Origin of the sequence: Shewanella basaltis (assembly GCF_023283885.1) — a bacterium.
Lineage (GTDB): Bacteria > Pseudomonadota > Gammaproteobacteria > Enterobacterales > Shewanellaceae > Shewanella > Shewanella basaltis.
The window spans coordinates 93003-112129 of the sequence record NZ_JAKILA010000001.1; the positions used below are offsets into that span (position 1 = coordinate 93003).

Below are 19127 nucleotides of genomic sequence, written 5' to 3' on the forward strand. Positions count from 1 at the left end.
CATAACCTTACTATTAACGAGTATAATATTAAGCTTTCTTAATGAATAACCGGATGAAAACCAATTTATGAGCACTCGTGGAAATCTTTTTATCGTGTCCGCCCCTAGTGGTGCAGGTAAATCTTCACTTATCTCGGCACTGTTGAAAGATAAACCCAGTGACAAACAGGTTTCGGTGTCGCATACCACTCGTCAACCACGCCCAGGCGAAATTGACGGACAACATTACCATTTTGTTAGTGTTGAACAATTTAAAGTATTAATTGATCAAGCGGCATTTATTGAATGGGCTGAAGTATTTGGTAACTATTACGGCACGTCTAAAACCGTGATAGAACAAACGCTAGCAAAAGGTATTGATGTCTTTTTAGACATTGACTGGCAAGGCGCAGAGCAAGTCAAAAAACTCATGCCTTACGCAATTGGCGTGTTTATTTTACCCCCATCAAAAGCCGAGCTTGAACGCCGTCTAACGGGCCGAGGTCAAGACAGTCAAGAGGTTATCGACTCGCGCATGGCGCAAGCCGTATCAGAAATGTCGCATTATTCACAATATGAATTTGTTATCGTAAATGATGATTTTGACAGCGCATTGGCGGATTTAAGCGCAATTATTCGCAGCCAAAGGCTAACCTGTGCTAGTCAGCAGCATACCCACAATGATATGCTTGTTGATCTCTTGGCAGATTAATTGTCATAGTGTACAATTTTGCGTCATTTTTTCCCATAGATAACACTGGAGTTTCAACACATGGCTCGCGTAACTGTAGAAGACGCCGTAAACAAAATCGGCAACCGTTTTGATATGATCCTGGTTGCAGCGCGTCGCGCACGCCAAATCGCTGTGCAAGGTAAAGATCCTATGGTTGAGGAGATGAACGATAAACCAACCGTTATCGCACTGCGCGAAATCGAACTTGGTTTAGTCACCTCAAACACATTAGATGCTGACGAACGCCAAACTGTTCGTGAGCGTGAAGCAGCAGAAATCGCCGCTGTTGCAGCCATTGCAGAAGGCCGCGTCATTTAAGGAGTAGCGCCACTTGTATCTGTTTGAAGGTCTAAAAGAGTCAGCGTCCAGCTATTTAGAGCCGGAACAAGTAGAATTACTCAAGCAGGCCTATTTGGTTGCGCGTGACGCCCACGAAGGGCAAATGCGCACAAGTGGCGAGCCTTACATTACCCATCCAGTTGCGGTTAGCCGCATCTTGGCAGATATGCGACTCGATCATGAGTCGCTTATGGCTGCCTTGCTTCACGACACCATTGAAGACACCCCCGTCACCAAAGAAGAACTCACAGAACTCTTCGGTATTACCGTAGCGGAGCTTGTCGAAGGTGTCTCTAAGCTAGACAAAATCAAATTTCGCGATAAAAAAGAAGCCCAAGCGGAAAACTTCCGCAAAATGATGATGGCAATGACTCAAGATATTCGAGTGATCCTCATTAAGTTGGCTGATCGCACCCACAATATGCGAACCCTTGGGGCGCTTCGCCCAGACAAGCGTCGTCGTATTGCTCGTGAAACCTTAGAAATTTATGCGCCTATTGCCAATCGATTAGGTATCCATAATATCAAAATCGAACTTGAAGACTTAGGGTTTCAGGCATACTACCCCATGCGGCATCGAGTCATCCGCGATGTGGTCAAAGCCGCTAGGGGCAATCGCAAAGAGCTCATTAATAGTATTGAGTCGGCCATTGAATCTCGCCTCGAAGAAGCCGGTATTCCTGCAAAAGTCAAAGGGCGAGAGAAAAACCTCTATTCAATTTACCGTAAGATGCGCAGTAAAGAACTTCAGTTTCAAGAAGTGATGGACATCTACGCATTTAGAATTATTGTTGATTCAATCGATACCAGTTACCGGGTGCTCGGTGCGATGCATGGCCTTTACAAACCTCGCCCTGGTCGCTTTAAAGATTATATTGCCATTCCTAAGGCAAACGGCTATCAATCTCTGCATACCTCTTTATTTGGTCCACATGCCGTGCCCGTTGAAGTGCAAATCCGCACCGAAGAAATGGATCAAATGGCTGATAAGGGCGTTGCTGCACATTGGATGTATAAAAATAATACCGATGCAGCAAAACAAAGCACCACTCAAGTTCGTGCTCACAAATGGATGCAAAGCCTGCTCGAATTACAACAAAGTGCCAGCAGTTCATTTGAGTTTGTTGAAAACGTTAAAACAGAGTTATTCCCTGAAGAAATCTACGTTTTTACCCCAGAAGGACGCATCCTAGAATTACCGGTAAATTCAACAGCGGTCGATTTTGCCTATGAAGTCCACACCGATGTCGGCAATACCTGTGTGGGCGCACGTGTTAATCGCCAAGCTTATCCGCTAAGTCAGCCGCTTATTTCTGGCCAAACGGTAGAGATCATTACCGCTAAAGGTGCAAGACCTAATGCTGCATGGTTAAATTTTGTCGTCACGGGTAAAGCGCGTGGTAAAATCCGTCAAGTGCTTAAGAGCTTAAAAGGAGCCAATGCTATTGCACTTGGTAAGCGCTTATTAAATCATGCACTAGGCGACACAAAACTTGAAAACATACCTGCGGAATTGCTTGAAAAAGTCATCAAAGAAACCAAACATAACTCACTAGACTCATTGCTGGCTGACATTGGATTAGGCAATGCCATGAGTATCGTTATTGCACAACGATTAGTGGGTGAACAATTTGACTCACACGAACACAACAAAGAAAAACCACAAATGCCTATCCGTGGTGCTGAAGGCATGCTAGTTAGCTATGCCAATTGTTGTCGACCCATCCCTGGGGATGCCGTTATTGCTCATGTAAGCCCTGGCAAAGGTTTAGTGGTTCACATGGAAAGCTGTGCCAATATTCGCGGTTATCAAGGCGAGCCAGATAAGTATATTTCTGTCCATTGGGATAACGTTGAAGGCGTCGAATACCAAGCAAATTTACGCGTTGAAATTGTCAATCATCAGGGGGCGTTGGCAAAAATCACCTCTATTATTGCCTCTGCGGGCTCAAATATTCACAACCTCAGTACCGAAGAGCGTGATGGCCGTGTGTATTTGATTAACTTACGCATTTCAGTGAAAGACCGCGTGCACCTTGCTAACGTGATGCGCCGGATCCGTGTGTTACCTGAAGTTTTACGCACGTCACGTAACCGTTAATAAAATAACAATCAAAGGAAATCAACATGGCTGAAAAAATTATCATCGCAACCGACAAAGCGCCACAAGCTATTGGCACCTATTCTCAAGCTGTAAAAGTCGGCAGTACCGTTTATCTTTCTGGTCAAATTCCGTTAGATCCAACAACCATGGCCATGGTCAGTGATGATTTTGCAGAGCAAGTGGTACAAGTGTTCGAAAATTTAACCGCGGTATGTGAAGCGGCCGGCGGAAAAATGAGCGACATTGTTAAACTCAATATCTTCTTAACTGACTTATCTCATTTTGCGACGGTAAATGAAATTATGAGCCGTTATTTTCAACAACCTTATCCAGCTCGTGCAGCGATTGGCGTAAAAGAGCTGCCTAAAGGGTCATTGGTTGAAATGGACGGAATAATGGAAATCTGAATAAAATCACATTATTTTTAAAAAGGCGCCTTGAGCGCCTTTTTTGTTGTTCAGGCTCTATCGTAGAGTAAATGCTCAATATCTATTGTTTATTCAACAGATTCTGCTACCGTAACTTAAGTGTGACCTTGTACGCAGACAGTGCAAACAGTTTGCGCCAGCGCACAAAAATGGCCATACTAAAGTGATTAATACCCATTGTATTAACCATCTAGCCAAGCTGAAAATTTGCACAACGTTAAGCAAGACCAAGCAAGTAGGCGAATAATGACACCAATCAACACTGTACGCGATGCCTGCATTGACGTACCTGTCAGCACTAAAACATGGGGATGTTTTAGTGTCTGAGTTGATTAGTATCAAAGCCACAATAACAATAAAGAAAATGGAAGTGTCGATGGAAAATTTAATTAAAACTCCCGTTGAGATGTTATCTCATTGGGTGGATACACAAGGCGATAAAGTTTACCTTCGCCAGCCAATTGGCGGCAAATACGTAGATTTTACCTGGCGTGACGTGCAACAAAAAATGCAACAAATTGCAGGTTCACTTCGTCATCTTGGTTTAGAACCTGGCGACAAAGTGGCCGTTCTATCTAAAAACTGTGCCGAATGGTTCATTGTCGATTTAGCGCTAATGTACGGCGGTTACGTCAGTGTACCTATCTACCCTACAGCCAACGCAGAAACAATTCGTTATGTGCTTGAACACAGCAGTGCCAAAGCTATTTTTATCGGCAAACTTGATCATTGGGCAGAACAAGAAACGGCTGTAGGCGGCGAAATACTCCGCTTAGCGATGCCATACGAAACCATGCCTGCTCAATATCATTGGGAACAGCTTTTAAAGCTAGGCCAACCATTAGTTGAAGCGGCATTGCCAACAACCGACCAAGTCATGACCCTTATTTACACCTCTGGATCAACAGGCAAACCTAAAGGCGCTATACAAACCTTTGCCAGCTATGGTTGGGCATGTGAAGCGGTTATTCGCGATTTAAAAACCAACACTGCTGACAGATTGTTATCTTATTTACCGCTTGCACACATCACTGAACGTGTCGCCATTGAAGGCTCGTCTTTTTATTCTGGTGCAACCGTGTGTTTTGTTGAAAGCCTCGACTCATTTGTTGACGATATTCAACGCTGTCGCCCAACGGTATTTTTCTCTGTGCCACGTTTATGGACCGTATTCCAATTAAATATCATCAATAAAATTGGCGAGAAAAAACTCAATACCTTACTTAAACTGCCTATCATAAGCAGTATTGTTAAACGTAAAATTAAAAAAGGATTGGGGTTAGATCAATCTCGGTTAAATGGATCAGGTTCAGCTCCCATTCCGCCATCGTTACTCCAATGGTATAACACCATTGGAATTGATATTTGCGAAGCATGGGGAATGACAGAAAACTGCGCTTACTCCATTATTAATTATCCGTTTAACGCAAAAAAAATCGGCACAGTTGGCCGCCCTGTTGAGGGATGTTTGGTGCGTCAATCTGAGCAAGGGGAATTATTAGTCAAAAGCCCAGGCTTAATGACGGGTTACTATTTGCAAGAAGAAGCTACTGCTGCGGCATTTACCGAAGACGGTTTTTTCCACACTGGAGACTTGTGCGAAATTGACGATGAAGGTTATATCGACATTACCGGCCGGGTAAAAGATAACTTCAAAACGTCAAAGGGTAAATATGTTGCCCCAGTACCTATCGAACGTAAACTGGCGCAAGACTCTCATATCGAGTTGATCTGTGTAATAGGCTCAGGCTTACCTCACCCAGTAGCATTGGTCCAACTATCAGAAGGATCAAAATTACAGCCTCGTGAAGAAGTGAGAACCTCGTTAAAAGAAACACTCGATAGCGTAAATCCTCATTTGGAGTCTCATGAACATGTCGATGCCATTGTTGTTGTTAATGACGATTGGACCATCGAAAATGATTCATTAACTCCCACACTCAAAATTAAACGCCACGTACTTGAAAAAGCATTTAGCACAAAAGTGGAAGGTGTTCGCGGTGCAAAAGTTCGCTGGGAAGATGAATTGTAATTTGCAATCATTTTTTGCATGTAGACTAAAAAAAAATACACGCTTATCGCGTGTATTTTTTTGACATATTCTGTCAACATACGCCAAATAAATAGGCAACGCTACCTTAGCGATGCTGTCAACACAGGGCAAAGTCATCATGTTAATTGCGTTATCCATCATCGGCGGTTTTATTATTTTAACCTTTGGCGCAGAGGCCTTAGTACGAGGCGCTAGTGCGGTTGCACTTCGTTTAGGTATTACTCCTCTCATTATTGGGTTAACCATTGTTGCTTTTGGTACGAGTGCTCCTGAATTGGCCGTCAGTGTCAAGTCTGCTCTTGCGGGCAACTCAGGTATTGCCCTTGGAAACGTTGTTGGATCTAACATTGTTAACATCGGCCTTATTTTAGCGATCACCGCGCTCATTCGTCCTATCACAGTACAATCTCAAATGGTAAAGCGTGATATTCCCATTATGATTGCGGCGTCGATTTTAGTGTGGTTTCTCTTGCTTGATGGCGATGTCAGCTTTATTGATGGCGCGATTTTATTTAGCTTACTACTTGGCTATTTAGGCTTTAGCTATATCAGCTCAAAAAATAGCCCCGAAGATCTCGACATCGACACTAACCCGCAAAACCCTCTCATTTCAGTACTACTGATAGCGGTAGGCATTGCCATGTTAGTCGGTGGTGGCGTGTTATTTGTTGACGGCGCAGTAGAACTGGCTAAACAATTTGGCATCAGTGAAGTGATTATTGGTTTAACCATTGTGGCGATCGGAACCAGTATGCCTGAACTCGTTACCTCTGTGATGGCAGCGTTAAAAGGCCAAAGCGATATTGCAATTGGTAACGTTGTCGGTTCAAATATTTTTAATATTTTAGGTATTTTAGGTGCCACAGCAATCATTCACCCAGTGTCTGCTGCTGGGTTTAATGAAATCGACTTTATTGCCATGCTCATTTTTGCTTTCATGGTATTGCCATTTGCCTGGACTGGCTTACGCATTGGCCGTCGTGAAGGCGGTGTGTTACTTGCAGCTTACTTAGGTTATACCAGCTACCTTGTGATGCAAGTCGTGTAATACCTATTAGATGACACACTTTAGGCCAACGACTTAACTGCGTTGGCCTTTTTATTTCAATATGACATTTGTCACCCTGATTTGATGACCTTTGTGCCTAATAAATACATCGTCGATTCTCCATACTAGACCTAATCCAACCAATACAGGATTGGACCAACCCTAACGGAGATAACCATGAAAACATTACTACTGATCACAAGCCTTACTTTTGCCAGCCACAATGCATTGGCCGATATCATCGACATCGATAATGCCGCCAACACAATGGACATTAATGCTCTGACTCAATATAGCCAAAATACCAGTGACTATAACAACGCTTATGCAAACTACCGCCTTGCGATTACAGCCAACATTACTGGCAAGCAAGAGCTTGCACAGCAGTCATTAACCCATGCGCAACACACCCTTGAGAACATACTCTCGCAGCAAGAGTCAGCCGATACACAAGCATTGCTCGCCGCCGTTTATGGTATGCAAATCGCGTTTGATAGTAGCAAAGGAGCTAAATACGGCATGAAAGCAGCTCAGCTATTGCAGCAAGCAAAAGCCCTTGAGCCAAACAACCCGCGAGTGAGTTTAGTCAGTGCCATTAATGCATTTTATACCCCAAGTGTGTTTGGTGGTGGCGTCGATAAAGCACACACCTTAGCTAGCCAAGCAATCGCACTTTACGACCAACCCTGTGACACCATTTGCTGGGGGCATGCAGAAGCCTACACATGGCGAGGCTTAGCAAAGCAAGAACAAGGAAATTTTACTGGTGCACAACAAGATTGGCAAAGCGCAGTGGCTGTCGACCCTCAATATGGTTGGGCTAAATTTCTATTAAGCCAACAAGCTGCAAAGCAATAATGCTAAACGTAACTATACCATTGCGCATTAATAGAATGCGTCTAGCGGTGTTTGATTAAGGCGTCGCTATGTCGTCATGGTGGTTCCCTTTCAAATAGCGAGAACGTAAAGCAAAAGCGGCTGGGGCATTCCTTTTAGGCGAGTGTTAAAAAGGCTTACACTGCGTTGCATGACGTCGAAAGAGAATCACTATTCATTCAGTCATTCGCCTTGTTTAAGCCCTTTTAAATTCTCGCAAAGAGAACACTTACTAACGCGCAATGGTATTAGCTTGAGTTAACACGCAGTTACTCTATGATTAACTGCGCAAGGAGGCCTCATGACATCGGGTTTAACACACAATAAGCAAAAAAGCTTTGAACAGAAAACGGCTTGGGTTTACTTAATTAACCTTGGTTTTTATTTTATCCCACTGTTTTTTATGGATGGACAATGGTTAAAAATCACACTAGCAGTAGCGTTGCTAGTGCCTTTTGTTTTTGGCTATTTTTGGGCCTATAACAATACCAAAGAGCAAGCCCACAAGCCGATTTTACTGATGTTACTTGTTGCCGTTACCTCTGGTTTTTTAACTAGCGGCTCCATGTCATTGTTTAGCTTTTGTTGTTTTTTTATTGGATTTTTCTACTCCAAACGTACAGTAATACTTGGTTATATTGCGATCAGTTTACTGTTACTCACTATCAATATTATCGTCGGTTACTCGGGTTATTTCTTTACCTTTTATGGTATGGGGATTTGTCTAATCGTTGGTTTACTTGGGGTGATTGAACAACATCGCCAACGAATTAAACGCCAGCAACAACAATCTAAAGATGAAATTACTCAGCTTGCTACCTCGCTTGAACGCGAACGCATAGCCCGCGACTTGCATGATGTAATGGGTCATCATTTAGCCTCAATTGCATTAAAAGCTGAACTGGCAGACAAGCTCATTAGCGCAGGTAAAACCGAACAAGCACAACTCCAAATAAATCAAGTCAGCCAAATAACCCGCGACTGCTTAAGCCAAATTCGCCAAACCGTGACTGACTACAAACACCATGGATTAAGCCAAACTACCCGCACATTAAGCCAAATGTTACGAGACAAATCTATTGCGGTCACCATTGAGGGCCAATGGCCCAAATTAACTAACCTTGCAGAATCACAACTGTGCTTAATGCTCACGGAGTTAGTCAATAACACCCTTAAACACAGTCAGGCAGACCACTGTACAATTGCAATCCAAACTGTAGATAACCAATTACAACTGCAATATATTGAAAATAGCCCAATAAAACACCTAACTGAGGGTAATGGCCTTAAAGGTATTAAAGAGCGTGCTGCGTTATTACACGCCGATGTGCAATACCAACTAAACCCGCAGTTTATTGTCACCATTACCTTGCCACTGACAGAGCCGACATGAATATTTTATTAGCAGAAGACCAAGCCATGGTCCGCGGTGCACTTGCTGCATTACTGACTCTTGCCCAAGACAATATCACTATTACCGAGGTAGAAGACGGCGATAAAGCACTCACAATGTTAAAAAAACAGCACTACGATTTATTGTTAACAGACATAGAAATGCCAGGCAAAACAGGTTTAGAGTTAAGCCAATGGCTACAACAACAAGCAAGCACAACCAAAGTTATTATCCTGACCACGTTTGGCCGAGCGGGCTATATTAAACGCGCCCTAGAATACGGTGTCAGTGGTTTTTTACTCAAAGATGCACCATCAGATGAGCTTATTAGCACCATAAAACAAGTTATTGCTGGTAAGCGAATCATCGACCCTGAATTAGCCTTTAGCGCTATTGGTGAAATTGACCCACTTAACGACAAAGAGCGCCGAGCATTACGCCTTGCCAGTGAAGGGTTATCTACCGCAGATATTGCTAATCAATTATTTATCGCCGAAGGCACTGTGCGAAACTATTTATCTGAAGCTATCAATAAACTCAGCGCCAGTAACCGAATTGATGCTGCTCGAATCGCCAGACAAAAGGGCTGGTTGTAATGGCCCTAACGTATTGCCTTGTGAGTAAACTCTGCTAAGATACCTTAAACATCTGTATATAATTACAGTGATTGTGAGTTTTAGCTTGAAATTACAATCGTTTTTTATTTTAACCATCAATGTAGGTGCGTAAAATTTGCTTCGACTGGATCATGTTCCAATCACAGACCTTAAAGGTGTTGCTAAAAAGGTGGCTGAAAAACTGGCCAAGCTCGGGATTAAAACAGTACAAGATGTGCTGTTTCACCTACCGATGCGCTATGAGGACCGCACGCAAATTCACCCGATAGCAGCATTACCGCCAGGCAGTTACGGTACTATCGAAGCTGAAATTCAGTCAACTCAAATCATGCAAGGCAAGCGACGCATGCTAATATGCAATGTTCGCGATCATAGCGGGGTAATGAGTCTACGCTTTTTTAATTTTTCGATGGCGCAGCGCAATGCTATGGAACAGGGCGCAGTGATTCGTGCTTATGGTGAAATCCGTCGAGGCAATCACCACAAAGAAATCGTCCATCCAGAATACCAAATTATCCATGCCGGTGAGACCATCAATCTCAGCGACACGCTAACACCGATTTACCCCACCACAGAAGGGGTTAAACAAGCCAGCTGGATAAAGCTGACAGAACAAGCATTAACCATGTTAGACAGTGGCGGGTTACCTGAGTTGCTCCCCCTCAATTTGCAACCTAATAATATCAGCCTACGCGATGCATTACATACGTTACACCGCCCTTCAAGTGCCGTGTCCCCCTTTGAGCTCGAACACGGTCAGCATCCGGCTCAACAACGCCTAATACAAGAAGAGCTGCTCGCACACAATTTAAGTATGTTGCAACTGCGTCAGCGAAGTAATCAAGATGCTGCCGTTGCCATGCCAACAACAGGACAATTATTACAACCATTTCTTTTCAAGCTCCCTTTCTCACCGACTGGCGCGCAACAGCGAGTCGTTGCCGAAATAAGTCAAGATTTACAACACCCCATGCCGATGATGCGTCTTGTGCAAGGAGATGTCGGCTCAGGTAAAACTTTGGTGGCGGCGCTTGCTGCCCTACAAGCAATAGAAAATGGCTACCAAGTGGCAATGATGGCCCCCACAGAGTTATTAGCTGAACAACACGCGGCTAACTTTGCGAACTGGTTTGAACCTTTAGGCCTCAAAGTTGGCTGGTTAGCTGGCAAACTTAAAGGCAAAGCCAGAGTGCAATCACTTGAGGACATCGCCAGCGGTGCTGCACATATGATCATTGGCACCCATGCTATTTTTCAACAAGCCGTGGTCTTTAATAAACTGGCCTTAATCATTATTGATGAGCAACATCGCTTTGGAGTACACCAACGTTTGGGCCTGCGTGAAAAAGGCATTAGCCAGGGCTTTCATCCCCATCAGCTGATCATGACTGCAACACCAATACCGCGCACACTGGCAATGACAGCCTATGCCGACCTCGATACGTCGATTATTGATGAGTTACCGCCTGGGCGCACACCTGTCACAACGGTTGCAATTGCCGATACTCGCCGGCAACAAATAATTGAACGAGTTAGGCATGCTGCCCTACACGATAACCGTCAGGCTTACTGGGTGTGCACCTTAATTGAAGAATCTGAAGTCTTAGAATGCCAAGCCGCAGAAGACACCGCCGCAGAACTGAGCGCTGCTCTGCCCGAGTTAAAAGTAGGTTTAGTACATGGGCGGATGAAAAGCGCTGAAAAGCAGGCCATTATGGCGCAGTTTAAGTCAGGTGAATTGAACTTATTGGTGGCCACTACCGTCATAGAAGTCGGCGTGGATGTGCCTAATGCCAGTTTAATGATTATTGAGAACCCTGAGCGGCTTGGACTTGCTCAATTACATCAACTTCGGGGTCGTGTGGGTCGTGGCGCAGTAGCCAGTCATTGTGTGCTGCTTTATAAAGCGCCGTTATCGCAAACGGCAACCAAGCGCTTGGGTGTGTTAAGAGACAGCAATGATGGCTTTGTGATTGCACAAAAAGATCTTGAGATTAGAGGGCCCGGTGAAGTACTGGGCACAAAACAAACGGGTTTAGCCGATCTTAAAATTGCCGACTTAATTCGCGATCAGCACCTCATTGCCCCCACCCAAAAGTTAGCGGTGCATATCAACCAACAAGTACCGCAAAACATCGACGCCATCATTGAGCGTTGGTTAGGTGATCGCCAGCAGTATGTGCAAGCATAAAGTTTGATCAAAAAGTGAATTATTGTGGATTATCACCAGTTACCACTAGACAACACTGTTGAATATTGCAAAATGGTATAACGCAGTATTTTTCGACTCCATCTAAATATCTATATCGATAGCAAACAAGCCAAGGAATTGAAATGCAAGTTAATGAAGAAGACAGAATTACACCATCAACAGATGAGAAATCAGGTACCAATATAGCCTTTATCGCTATTGCGGTTATCGCGTTACTTGCTGCCAGTAGCTATTTTTACTTTACCAGTGACGATAGCGAAGAATTTGATCCTGTAGTGATGACGCCTGTTGAGCTACCTGAAGCCTTACCCGAAACCCCAATTGAACAAGCTCCGATAGAAGAGCCACAACAAGTTACCACCACGACTGATAATGATGTTGTACCAACAGGCGATGAGTCAGACACCACTGACACAACCCCAGAAGTGGTTGAGCCATTACCTGCGTTAGCCGAGTCAGATGACTTTATTGAAAGCAAAACACTGGCCATAGCCAACGGTATGAAAATTGCCCCAATGATCTTGAAAAAAGACATTGCCCGTCAATTTGTGGTGTTTGTCGACAACCTAGCGCAAGGCGAGTTAGTGCGTAAAGCTAGCCCATTAAAAGGCCCAGAAACTGAGTTTTCTGTTAGCGAAATCACCAACAAAACATTTTTAAACCCAGACAGCTATCATCGCTATGATTTATATGCTGACTTTGTGGCTGGATTGGATGAAAAAGAATTAGTTGCTACTTATATTGAGCTAAAACCTCTTTTTGCCGAAGCCTTTAGTGAACTAGGATACAGCGATATTGATTTCGATAATCGAATGCAAGCCGTATTTACTATGGTGGCTGATGCGCCCATTATAGAAGACCCTATCGAGCTGTCTTCTGTTACGGTCAATTACCATTTTGTAGACCCTAATTTAGAGGCATTACCTAATGCGCAAAAGTTATTGATCCGTATGGGGCCAGAAAATACCCGTAAAATAAAAGCGGCGGTAAAAAAACTTCAAGCAAGTTTTGCTGCTCAATAACCGTCTGACAGCGTAATCACTCTACAGCGTGGCTAACATAGCCACGCTGTTTGTTTTTTAGGTACCCAATTCTTTTTTTACTTTACATGGCTTCTTAAATTGCCCCGGTTAGGTGTACAATTGACATTGTTAACGAATCATCTGCAATTATATGATTATTTGTTAACACTTAGATAAGGATAGCTAGGCGGTTATAGAGGCAAAGCAGTGCACTTACAATTCAAACTTCTCTCATGGGGCGCATGGTCTCCAGATTTTCAAACCATTGAAAGCTGGCACCAGTGGCAACAACCAAACAACAGTGCCACTTTAAAGCAAGACGCGCCAGCCTTATCGCACATCCCCGCCATGCAACGCCGCCGTTTTAGTCGTTTAACCAAAATGATGTTAACCGCAGCCCACGAATGCCAAGTAGCTCCGCAAACCCGCAGTATTTTTTCATCACGACATGGCGAGCTGACTCGCACCCTTGGGTTACTAAAAGATATCACCGAGCAACAACCGCTATCGCCTATGGCTTTTAGCCAATCAGTACACAATACGGCCAGTGGGATTTTTGGTATTGTGGCCAATAACACTGCAGCCTCAAGCTCTATAGCTGCTGGGGAACAAACCTTGCCACAAGCGTTAATTGAAACCTACGCGCTATTGGCACAAAACCCAGAACCTGTGTTAATGGTGTTTGGCGACGACCCAGTGCCGCCTGTTTACAGTGAGTTTACCCACGAGGTTGAACTGCCCATCGCCTTAGGTTTGTACCTCGCACCCGCCAACAGCGATGCAAATACCAATGCGAGTATCACTCTGGGTTTATCCGACCGCCCTCTTTCAGGCCACAAATCAGATATCATCAGTTTTAGCCAATTAATTCACCACATCGCCACAGGAAAAAACATCCAAGGGTGTTTATGTCATTGGTATTGGTCTGTTGAGCATCATGATTAATTCGCAGCAGTCAGCTCCTTTTACATCTCAACAGAGCCTAGCCCCTAAACTGACTGGGCTTAGGTATATTCCAAGGTGGATAGGTGGCGTAATGTGTTACATGGTATTTGGCCTTGGCGGGTTGCTCAGCTCATTAACCATACTGCCAGTATTACGTTATTGGCCAGGGTCTAAGCAGGAACGCATAGCACGAGTGCAACGTACCGTGAGTTTAATGTTTAAAGGTTTTGTCACCATGTTAAGTGCGGCAGGTGTGATTAACGTCAGCACAAAAAATTTGCATTTATTACAGCGTGCTCAAGGTCATATCGTTGTTGCTAATCATCCAACATTAGTTGATGTTGTTGTGTTAATTAGCCTTATGCCCAATGCGGGTTGCATCGTTAAACAAACCTTATGGCGTAATCCATTTATACGAGGTGTGCTATCGAATGTGGGTTACATCCCTAATCGCAGCGCTGATCTGCTGCTACAAGATTGTAAGCAAGTATTAAAGCAGGACACAAATTTAGTGATTTTTCCTGAAGGTACCCGCACACTGGTTGGTAATGCAATTAATCCTTTTGCACGTGGCGCGGCTAATATTGCGCTACGAACCCAAACCGATATTTTACCCGTCATATTACACACTGATGTTACAGGGTTAACAAAACAACAGGCGTGGTACCAAATACCACGGCAAACCATCAACATGTCGGTTGAAGTTGGCCACAGCATGCGGTACCAACACTACAAGGTTACCCAAGGTAACGAAGCAAAAATAGCTCGACAACTCACCCGAGACCTGCAAGAGTTTTATTTAAACAACCTATCAAGTCCACTTGATAGCTACAGATAAGAAACATAAAAATGAACTTACACAACCAAATTAAACAGCTGATCATTGACAGCTTAGACCTAGAAGATGTCACCATTGAAGACATAGATACAGATGCCGCGCTATTTGGCGAAGGCCTAGGTTTAGACTCTATTGATGCGCTAGAACTGGGACTAGCCATTAAAAAAGAGTTTGATGTCAAAATTGAAGCCAATTCTGACGCAACCAAAGCACATTTTTTCAGTGTTGCTAGCCTGGCTAGTTTTATTGAATCGCAACGTGTTTAGGAGTCAGCATGCAAAATCGTGATCAAATTCTTGCCATGCTCAGCACCATTTTAGTGGATGAGTTTGAAATAGACCCAGCAGATATCCGTCCTGACGCATCATTATATGAAGAGTTAGATTTAGACAGCATTGATGCCGTGGATTTAGTGATTAAATTACAACAGCTCACGGGCAAGAAAATTCAACCTGAAGAATTTAAAACTGTACGTACCGTCAATGACGTGGTTAACGCAATTGAAGGGCTTATGCAAAGCTAATGCGCTTACTTTTGCAGATCATTACCACGTTAGTGATTGTTGCGTACCCGTTAGCCGTGTATTTTGGACTGCAGTATTTACCGCCCGGTTATATCGCTTTATTGCTGTGTGTGTTACTGCTTACTCGTATGATAGTGACCAAGCAACAAGTGCGGGCAATGGTATTGCCGCTTGTGGTGGGGATAGCCTTAACTGGGGCAAGTTTTATTGCTAAACGTAATGACTGGCTACTGTATTACCCGCTCGTCATTAACCTCAGTCTTTTGAGCTTATTTAGCTATTCGTTAATGCGTGGTCCAAGCATGATTGAGCGGCTAGCACGTGTACAAGAGCCTAACTTACCAGACTCTGCAATTGACTATTTGCGCACCGTAACCAAATTATGGTGCGGGCTATTTGTCGTAAATGCTGCCATGGCAGCCTACACTGCAATAGCCACCACAATCGAAATGTGGACGCTTTACAACGGACTGATAGCTTATGTATTAATCGGCATGCTACTCAGTGGTGAATGGATTTATCGCAAGTTTTGGCTGAAAAAACATGACTAAACTTTTGCTTAACTGGTTAACCAACGGCCCTGCAGCCCAACAGCTGATTAGCTTTGACCATCATGACATTATGACGGGCTCGCTATTTTGTGCCCATGTCACTCACCTGCACAAACAGCTTAGCCAAAGCGAGGCAAAGCGTTGGTTACTGGCCGCGCAAAAGAGTGATTTATTTGCTGCAGGCTTATGCGCAGCACTGCTCGCAGGTAAACAAGTGATATTACCCGCTAACACTCAGCGCGGCACGTTAAGCGAGCTAAACCACGAGTTCGATGCCATTATCGCCGACAAACCATTGTGCGAAGTGCGCGAATACGTTGCCCTCAAAAAAGAGCTCAGCCTTCCTGCGGCAACTTGGCCACAAGCCACGACCTTAGGTGAACTGATTTTATTTACCTCTGGCAGTAGTGGTCAGCCTAAAGCCATTCGCAAAACCCTTGAACAACTGGATGCCGAAGTCAGTGTTTTAGAGCACACCTTTGCCCAACATTTGCCGCATTGCTCAGTGGTCTCAACAGTATCGCACCAACATATTTATGGATTGTTGTTTAAAATTTTATGGCCGTTAGCAGCAAGTCGTGCTTTTTTAAGCGAGCAAATCGACTTTCCTGAAACCCTAAGCTATTACCTGGCCATCATGCCCAACCTATGTTTAATTAGCAGTCCAGCTCAATTAACTCGATTGCCAGATGCTCTAGACAACCAAGCGCAGCAGCGGATCCCAAGTTTAATTTTCAGCTCAGGTGGGCCATTAAGTTTTGAGTCAGCGCAAGCGGTAAAACAATGCTTTAAGCAATTGCCCATTGAGGTGTTTGGCAGTACTGAAACGGGCGGTATTGCCTATCGTCGCCAATACCTGCTTCAACAAACTTGGCAGCCGTTTGATCAGGTCAACGTTAATGCCGATCCGCATGACGGTGCATTAATGTTGCAGTCGATTTACTTAGACGAACCAGACACCTGGATAAAATGTGATGATAAAATCGAGTTGGCAGAAAATGGCCAATTTCGTTTACTGCACCGCTTAGATCGTATCGTTAAAATAGAAGAAAAACGCTTATCACTGGCACAGTTAGAGCACTTGTTACAAACTCACCCCTTTGTCAGCGAAGCTGCCGTCGCGGTATTAGAGCAGCCACGTACTATGCTAGGCGCGGCCGTATGCTTAAATGAACTTGGCAGACAAACCCTCAAAGACGAAGGTAAGTTAGCCATTAATACTGCCCTCAAAAATCACTTACTGAGCCAGTTCGAACGTATCACCTTGCCTAAACGTTGGCGCTACCCAAAAACCTTACCGCTTAACAGCCAGGGCAAGCGCACATCAGCAGATATAGTAGCTTTATTTATTCATGATTAAATCAGTATTACCAAACATTATTCATCAACACGCCGAAGGTGAGCAATGCCATTGGCGTTTGTTCATCAGTGGCGAGTTGGCTTTTTTTGATGGCCACTTTCCTGAGCAAGCCGTACTACCGGGTGTCACGCAACTGGACTGGGCAGTAAAGCTAGGCTGCGACGCCTTTGGTTATAATGCCAATGTCGCCACGCTTGAAGTGCTTAAATTTCAGCAGCTCATTTTGCCCAATACCTATGTTGATCTCGTCATTGAACATCAACCGCAAAAGTCAAAATTAACATTCAGCTATCGTGATGGTGACAAACGCTTTGCATCTGGACGCATAGTGCTTAATGGCGCAATGAATACCGAGCGTGCCTCATGACATTGGCGTTAGTGATCCCTAATTACAACCACCATATCGCAATAGAAAAAACCTTAACCGATTTGGCCCAGTACCAATTGCCCTGCTATTTGGTCGACGACGGCAGTGACGAGCAAACACGTTACATACTGCAAGCACTGGCTGATAAATTTAGCTGGGTGACGTTAATTCAACATCCTTATAATCGCGGCAAAGGGGCGGCAGTAATGAGCGGCTTGCGCCAGGCCTACCGTGACGGTTTTAGCCATGCCTTGCAAGTTGATGCCGACGGCCAACATAATTTAGCCGACATCCCCTTAATGATATCCGCCAGCGAGCAACAGCCTAATGCCTTAATATCAGGCCAACCTCAATACGATGAGTCGGTACCCAAAGGCCGACTGTATGGCCGTTACATCACCCATTTTTGGGTGTGGGTAGAAACCCTTAGTTTTGACATTCAAGATTCGATGTGTGGCTTTAGGGTGTATCCACTTGCCGCGACTGAACAATTGTTTAGCCAGCAGGCATTAGGCGAGCGCATGGATTTTGATATTGAAGTCATGGTGAAACTGCACTGGCAAGGTACACCAATCGTGCATGTGCCAACCAACGTGATTTACCCCGAGGATGGTATTAGCCACTTTCAGGGCGTAAAAGATAACGTGCTCATTAGTTGGATGCACACTAAATTATTTTTTGGCATGCTTGGCCGCTTGCCACGCATTATCGCTAAGCAAAATCAGAACGATCAATCATTGCAAACCACCCAGCATTGGTCCACCATGAGTGAGCGCGGCAGCTTTTGGGGGATTAAATTTTTAGCCCAATGCTATCGCCTTGGTGGGCATTGGTTATGCCGTGCAGTCATGTATCCGGTGATTTGTTATTTCTTTCTTACCGGAAAAACCGCCCGTGATGCCTCTTTAGACTTTTTACACCGAGTACAACAGCAACAACCTAACCATCCACAACTAAACCGCCCAGTAAGTTGGCGCGACAGCCTTAAACACTTCTTTGCTTTTGGCAATGCGGCACTGGACAGAATAGATGCCTGGTGCGACAGAATTAATCTCGCCCAAGTCGACTTTAACGACCGGCATATTTTGGCAAATCAAGTGACCACGGGGCGCGGTGCGGTATTGATTGTGTCACATTTGGGCAATATGGAACTGTGCCGCGCGATATCTAGCCACCAGCAAAAGGTCAAGGTGAATGTGATGGTGCTGACCCAGCACGCTGAGAACTTTAATAAAGTCCTGCAGCAACTTAATCCACAAAGCAGCCTGAATTTAATCCACGTCAATGAGCTAGACCCTAGCACCGCCATGTTGTTGCAACAAAAAGTTGATCAAGGTGAAATTGTAGTTATTGCAGCAGACCGCACATCATCAAGCAGCCAAGGACGTGTGACCTATTTACCTTTTTTAGGCCAAGATGCGGCATTTCCGCAAGGGCCATTTATTTTAGCCAGTTTATTAGATTGCCCAGTGTATTCCCTATTTTGTATTCGCCAACATGGCCGTTATCAAGTCTATGTTGAGCACTTAAGTGACACACTTAAAGGCCCTCGAGCTGGCAGAACAGCACGCTTAACCGATGCAATGACTCAATATAGTCAGCGTTTAGCTCATTTTGCGCAACTCGCGCCAATGCAATGGTTTAACTTTTTCGATTTTTGGCGCAAGGACGAGCTGGTTACCCGTAATCACCCGCCCTCACCATCGCGCGCAGCCCCATTACCCACTCAGGACAGATAA

General features: G+C 44.4%; 19 protein-coding genes. All 19 read left to right on the forward strand.

Annotated features, from left to right (window positions below; all coding sequences use genetic code 11):
• Positions 1–67 precede the first annotated feature (67 nt).
• The 19 genes from gmk (at position 68) to L2703_RS00480 (ending at position 19127) form a co-directional block, all read left to right on the forward strand.
• Complete coding sequence (gmk, locus tag L2703_RS00390; protein WP_248969176.1) at positions 68–691, forward strand: guanylate kinase; 624 nt, start codon at positions 68–70, stop codon at positions 689–691.
• Between the two features lie 60 nt (positions 692–751).
• Positions 752–1030: a DNA-directed RNA polymerase subunit omega gene (rpoZ, locus tag L2703_RS00395; RefSeq protein ID WP_188735731.1), complete on the forward strand. Its 279-nt coding sequence runs from the start codon at positions 752–754 to the stop codon at positions 1028–1030.
• A 13-nt stretch (positions 1031–1043) separates the two neighbouring features.
• Positions 1044–3152: a bifunctional GTP diphosphokinase/guanosine-3',5'-bis pyrophosphate 3'-pyrophosphohydrolase gene (gene spoT / locus L2703_RS00400; protein ID WP_248969177.1), complete on the forward strand. Its 2109-nt coding sequence runs from the start codon at positions 1044–1046 to the stop codon at positions 3150–3152.
• Positions 3153–3178: 26 nt separating this feature from the next.
• Complete coding sequence (locus L2703_RS00405; RefSeq protein WP_248969178.1) at positions 3179–3562, forward strand: RidA family protein; 384 nt, start codon at positions 3179–3181, stop codon at positions 3560–3562.
• A gap of 397 nt (positions 3563–3959) precedes the next feature.
• Positions 3960–5615, forward strand: a complete 1656-nt coding sequence (locus L2703_RS00410; protein WP_248969179.1) for an AMP-binding protein — start codon at positions 3960–3962, stop codon at positions 5613–5615.
• A gap of 139 nt (positions 5616–5754) precedes the next feature.
• Positions 5755–6684, forward strand: coding sequence for a calcium/sodium antiporter (locus L2703_RS00415; protein ID WP_248969180.1), 930 nt, complete (start codon positions 5755–5757; stop codon positions 6682–6684).
• A 177-nt stretch (positions 6685–6861) separates the two neighbouring features.
• On the forward strand, positions 6862–7542 hold the full coding sequence (locus L2703_RS00420; RefSeq protein WP_248969181.1) for a tetratricopeptide repeat protein: 681 nt from the start codon (positions 6862–6864) through the stop codon (positions 7540–7542).
• Positions 7543–7861: 319 nt separating this feature from the next.
• Positions 7862–8953: a sensor histidine kinase gene (locus L2703_RS00425; RefSeq protein ID WP_248969182.1), complete on the forward strand. Its 1092-nt coding sequence runs from the start codon at positions 7862–7864 to the stop codon at positions 8951–8953.
• The gene (locus tag L2703_RS00430; RefSeq protein ID WP_248969183.1) at positions 8950–9549 is read left to right on the forward strand and encodes a response regulator transcription factor; all 600 of its coding nucleotides are present in this window, start codon (positions 8950–8952) and stop codon (positions 9547–9549) included. The genes L2703_RS00425 and L2703_RS00430 overlap by 4 nt, the downstream gene beginning before the upstream one ends.
• Before the next feature lie 136 nt (positions 9550–9685).
• Positions 9686–11761, forward strand: coding sequence for an ATP-dependent DNA helicase RecG (gene recG, locus L2703_RS00435; protein WP_248969184.1), 2076 nt, complete (start codon positions 9686–9688; stop codon positions 11759–11761).
• A 143-nt stretch (positions 11762–11904) separates the two neighbouring features.
• Positions 11905–12804, forward strand: coding sequence for a DUF3014 domain-containing protein (locus tag L2703_RS00440; protein WP_248969185.1), 900 nt, complete (start codon positions 11905–11907; stop codon positions 12802–12804).
• A gap of 207 nt (positions 12805–13011) precedes the next feature.
• Entirely contained in the window at positions 13012–13749 is a 738-nt protein-coding gene (locus L2703_RS00445; RefSeq protein ID WP_248969186.1) for a beta-ketoacyl synthase chain length factor, read from the forward strand.
• Positions 13742–14587, forward strand: coding sequence for a lysophospholipid acyltransferase family protein (locus tag L2703_RS00450; protein WP_248969187.1), 846 nt, complete (start codon positions 13742–13744; stop codon positions 14585–14587). The genes L2703_RS00445 and L2703_RS00450 overlap by 8 nt, the downstream gene beginning before the upstream one ends.
• 11 nt (positions 14588–14598) lie before the next feature.
• Positions 14599–14853 (forward strand): phosphopantetheine-binding protein, encoded by a 255-nt coding sequence (locus L2703_RS00455; RefSeq protein WP_238104575.1) that lies wholly within the window; start codon positions 14599–14601, stop codon positions 14851–14853.
• 8 nt (positions 14854–14861) lie between these two features.
• Entirely contained in the window at positions 14862–15110 is a 249-nt protein-coding gene (locus L2703_RS00460) for an acyl carrier protein (protein ID WP_248969188.1), read from the forward strand.
• On the forward strand, positions 15110–15661 hold the full coding sequence (locus tag L2703_RS00465) for a COG4648 family protein (protein WP_248969189.1): 552 nt from the start codon (positions 15110–15112) through the stop codon (positions 15659–15661). The genes L2703_RS00460 and L2703_RS00465 overlap by 1 nt, the downstream gene beginning before the upstream one ends.
• Positions 15654–17021 (forward strand): AMP-binding protein, encoded by a 1368-nt coding sequence (locus tag L2703_RS00470; protein WP_248969190.1) that lies wholly within the window; start codon positions 15654–15656, stop codon positions 17019–17021. Before L2703_RS00465 ends, L2703_RS00470 begins: the two co-directional genes overlap by 8 nt.
• The gene (locus L2703_RS00475; protein WP_248969191.1) at positions 17014–17388 is read left to right on the forward strand and encodes an ApeI family dehydratase; all 375 of its coding nucleotides are present in this window, start codon (positions 17014–17016) and stop codon (positions 17386–17388) included. Before L2703_RS00470 ends, L2703_RS00475 begins: the two co-directional genes overlap by 8 nt.
• Complete coding sequence (locus tag L2703_RS00480) at positions 17385–19127, forward strand: glycosyltransferase family 2 protein (protein ID WP_248969192.1); 1743 nt, start codon at positions 17385–17387, stop codon at positions 19125–19127. Before L2703_RS00475 ends, L2703_RS00480 begins: the two co-directional genes overlap by 4 nt.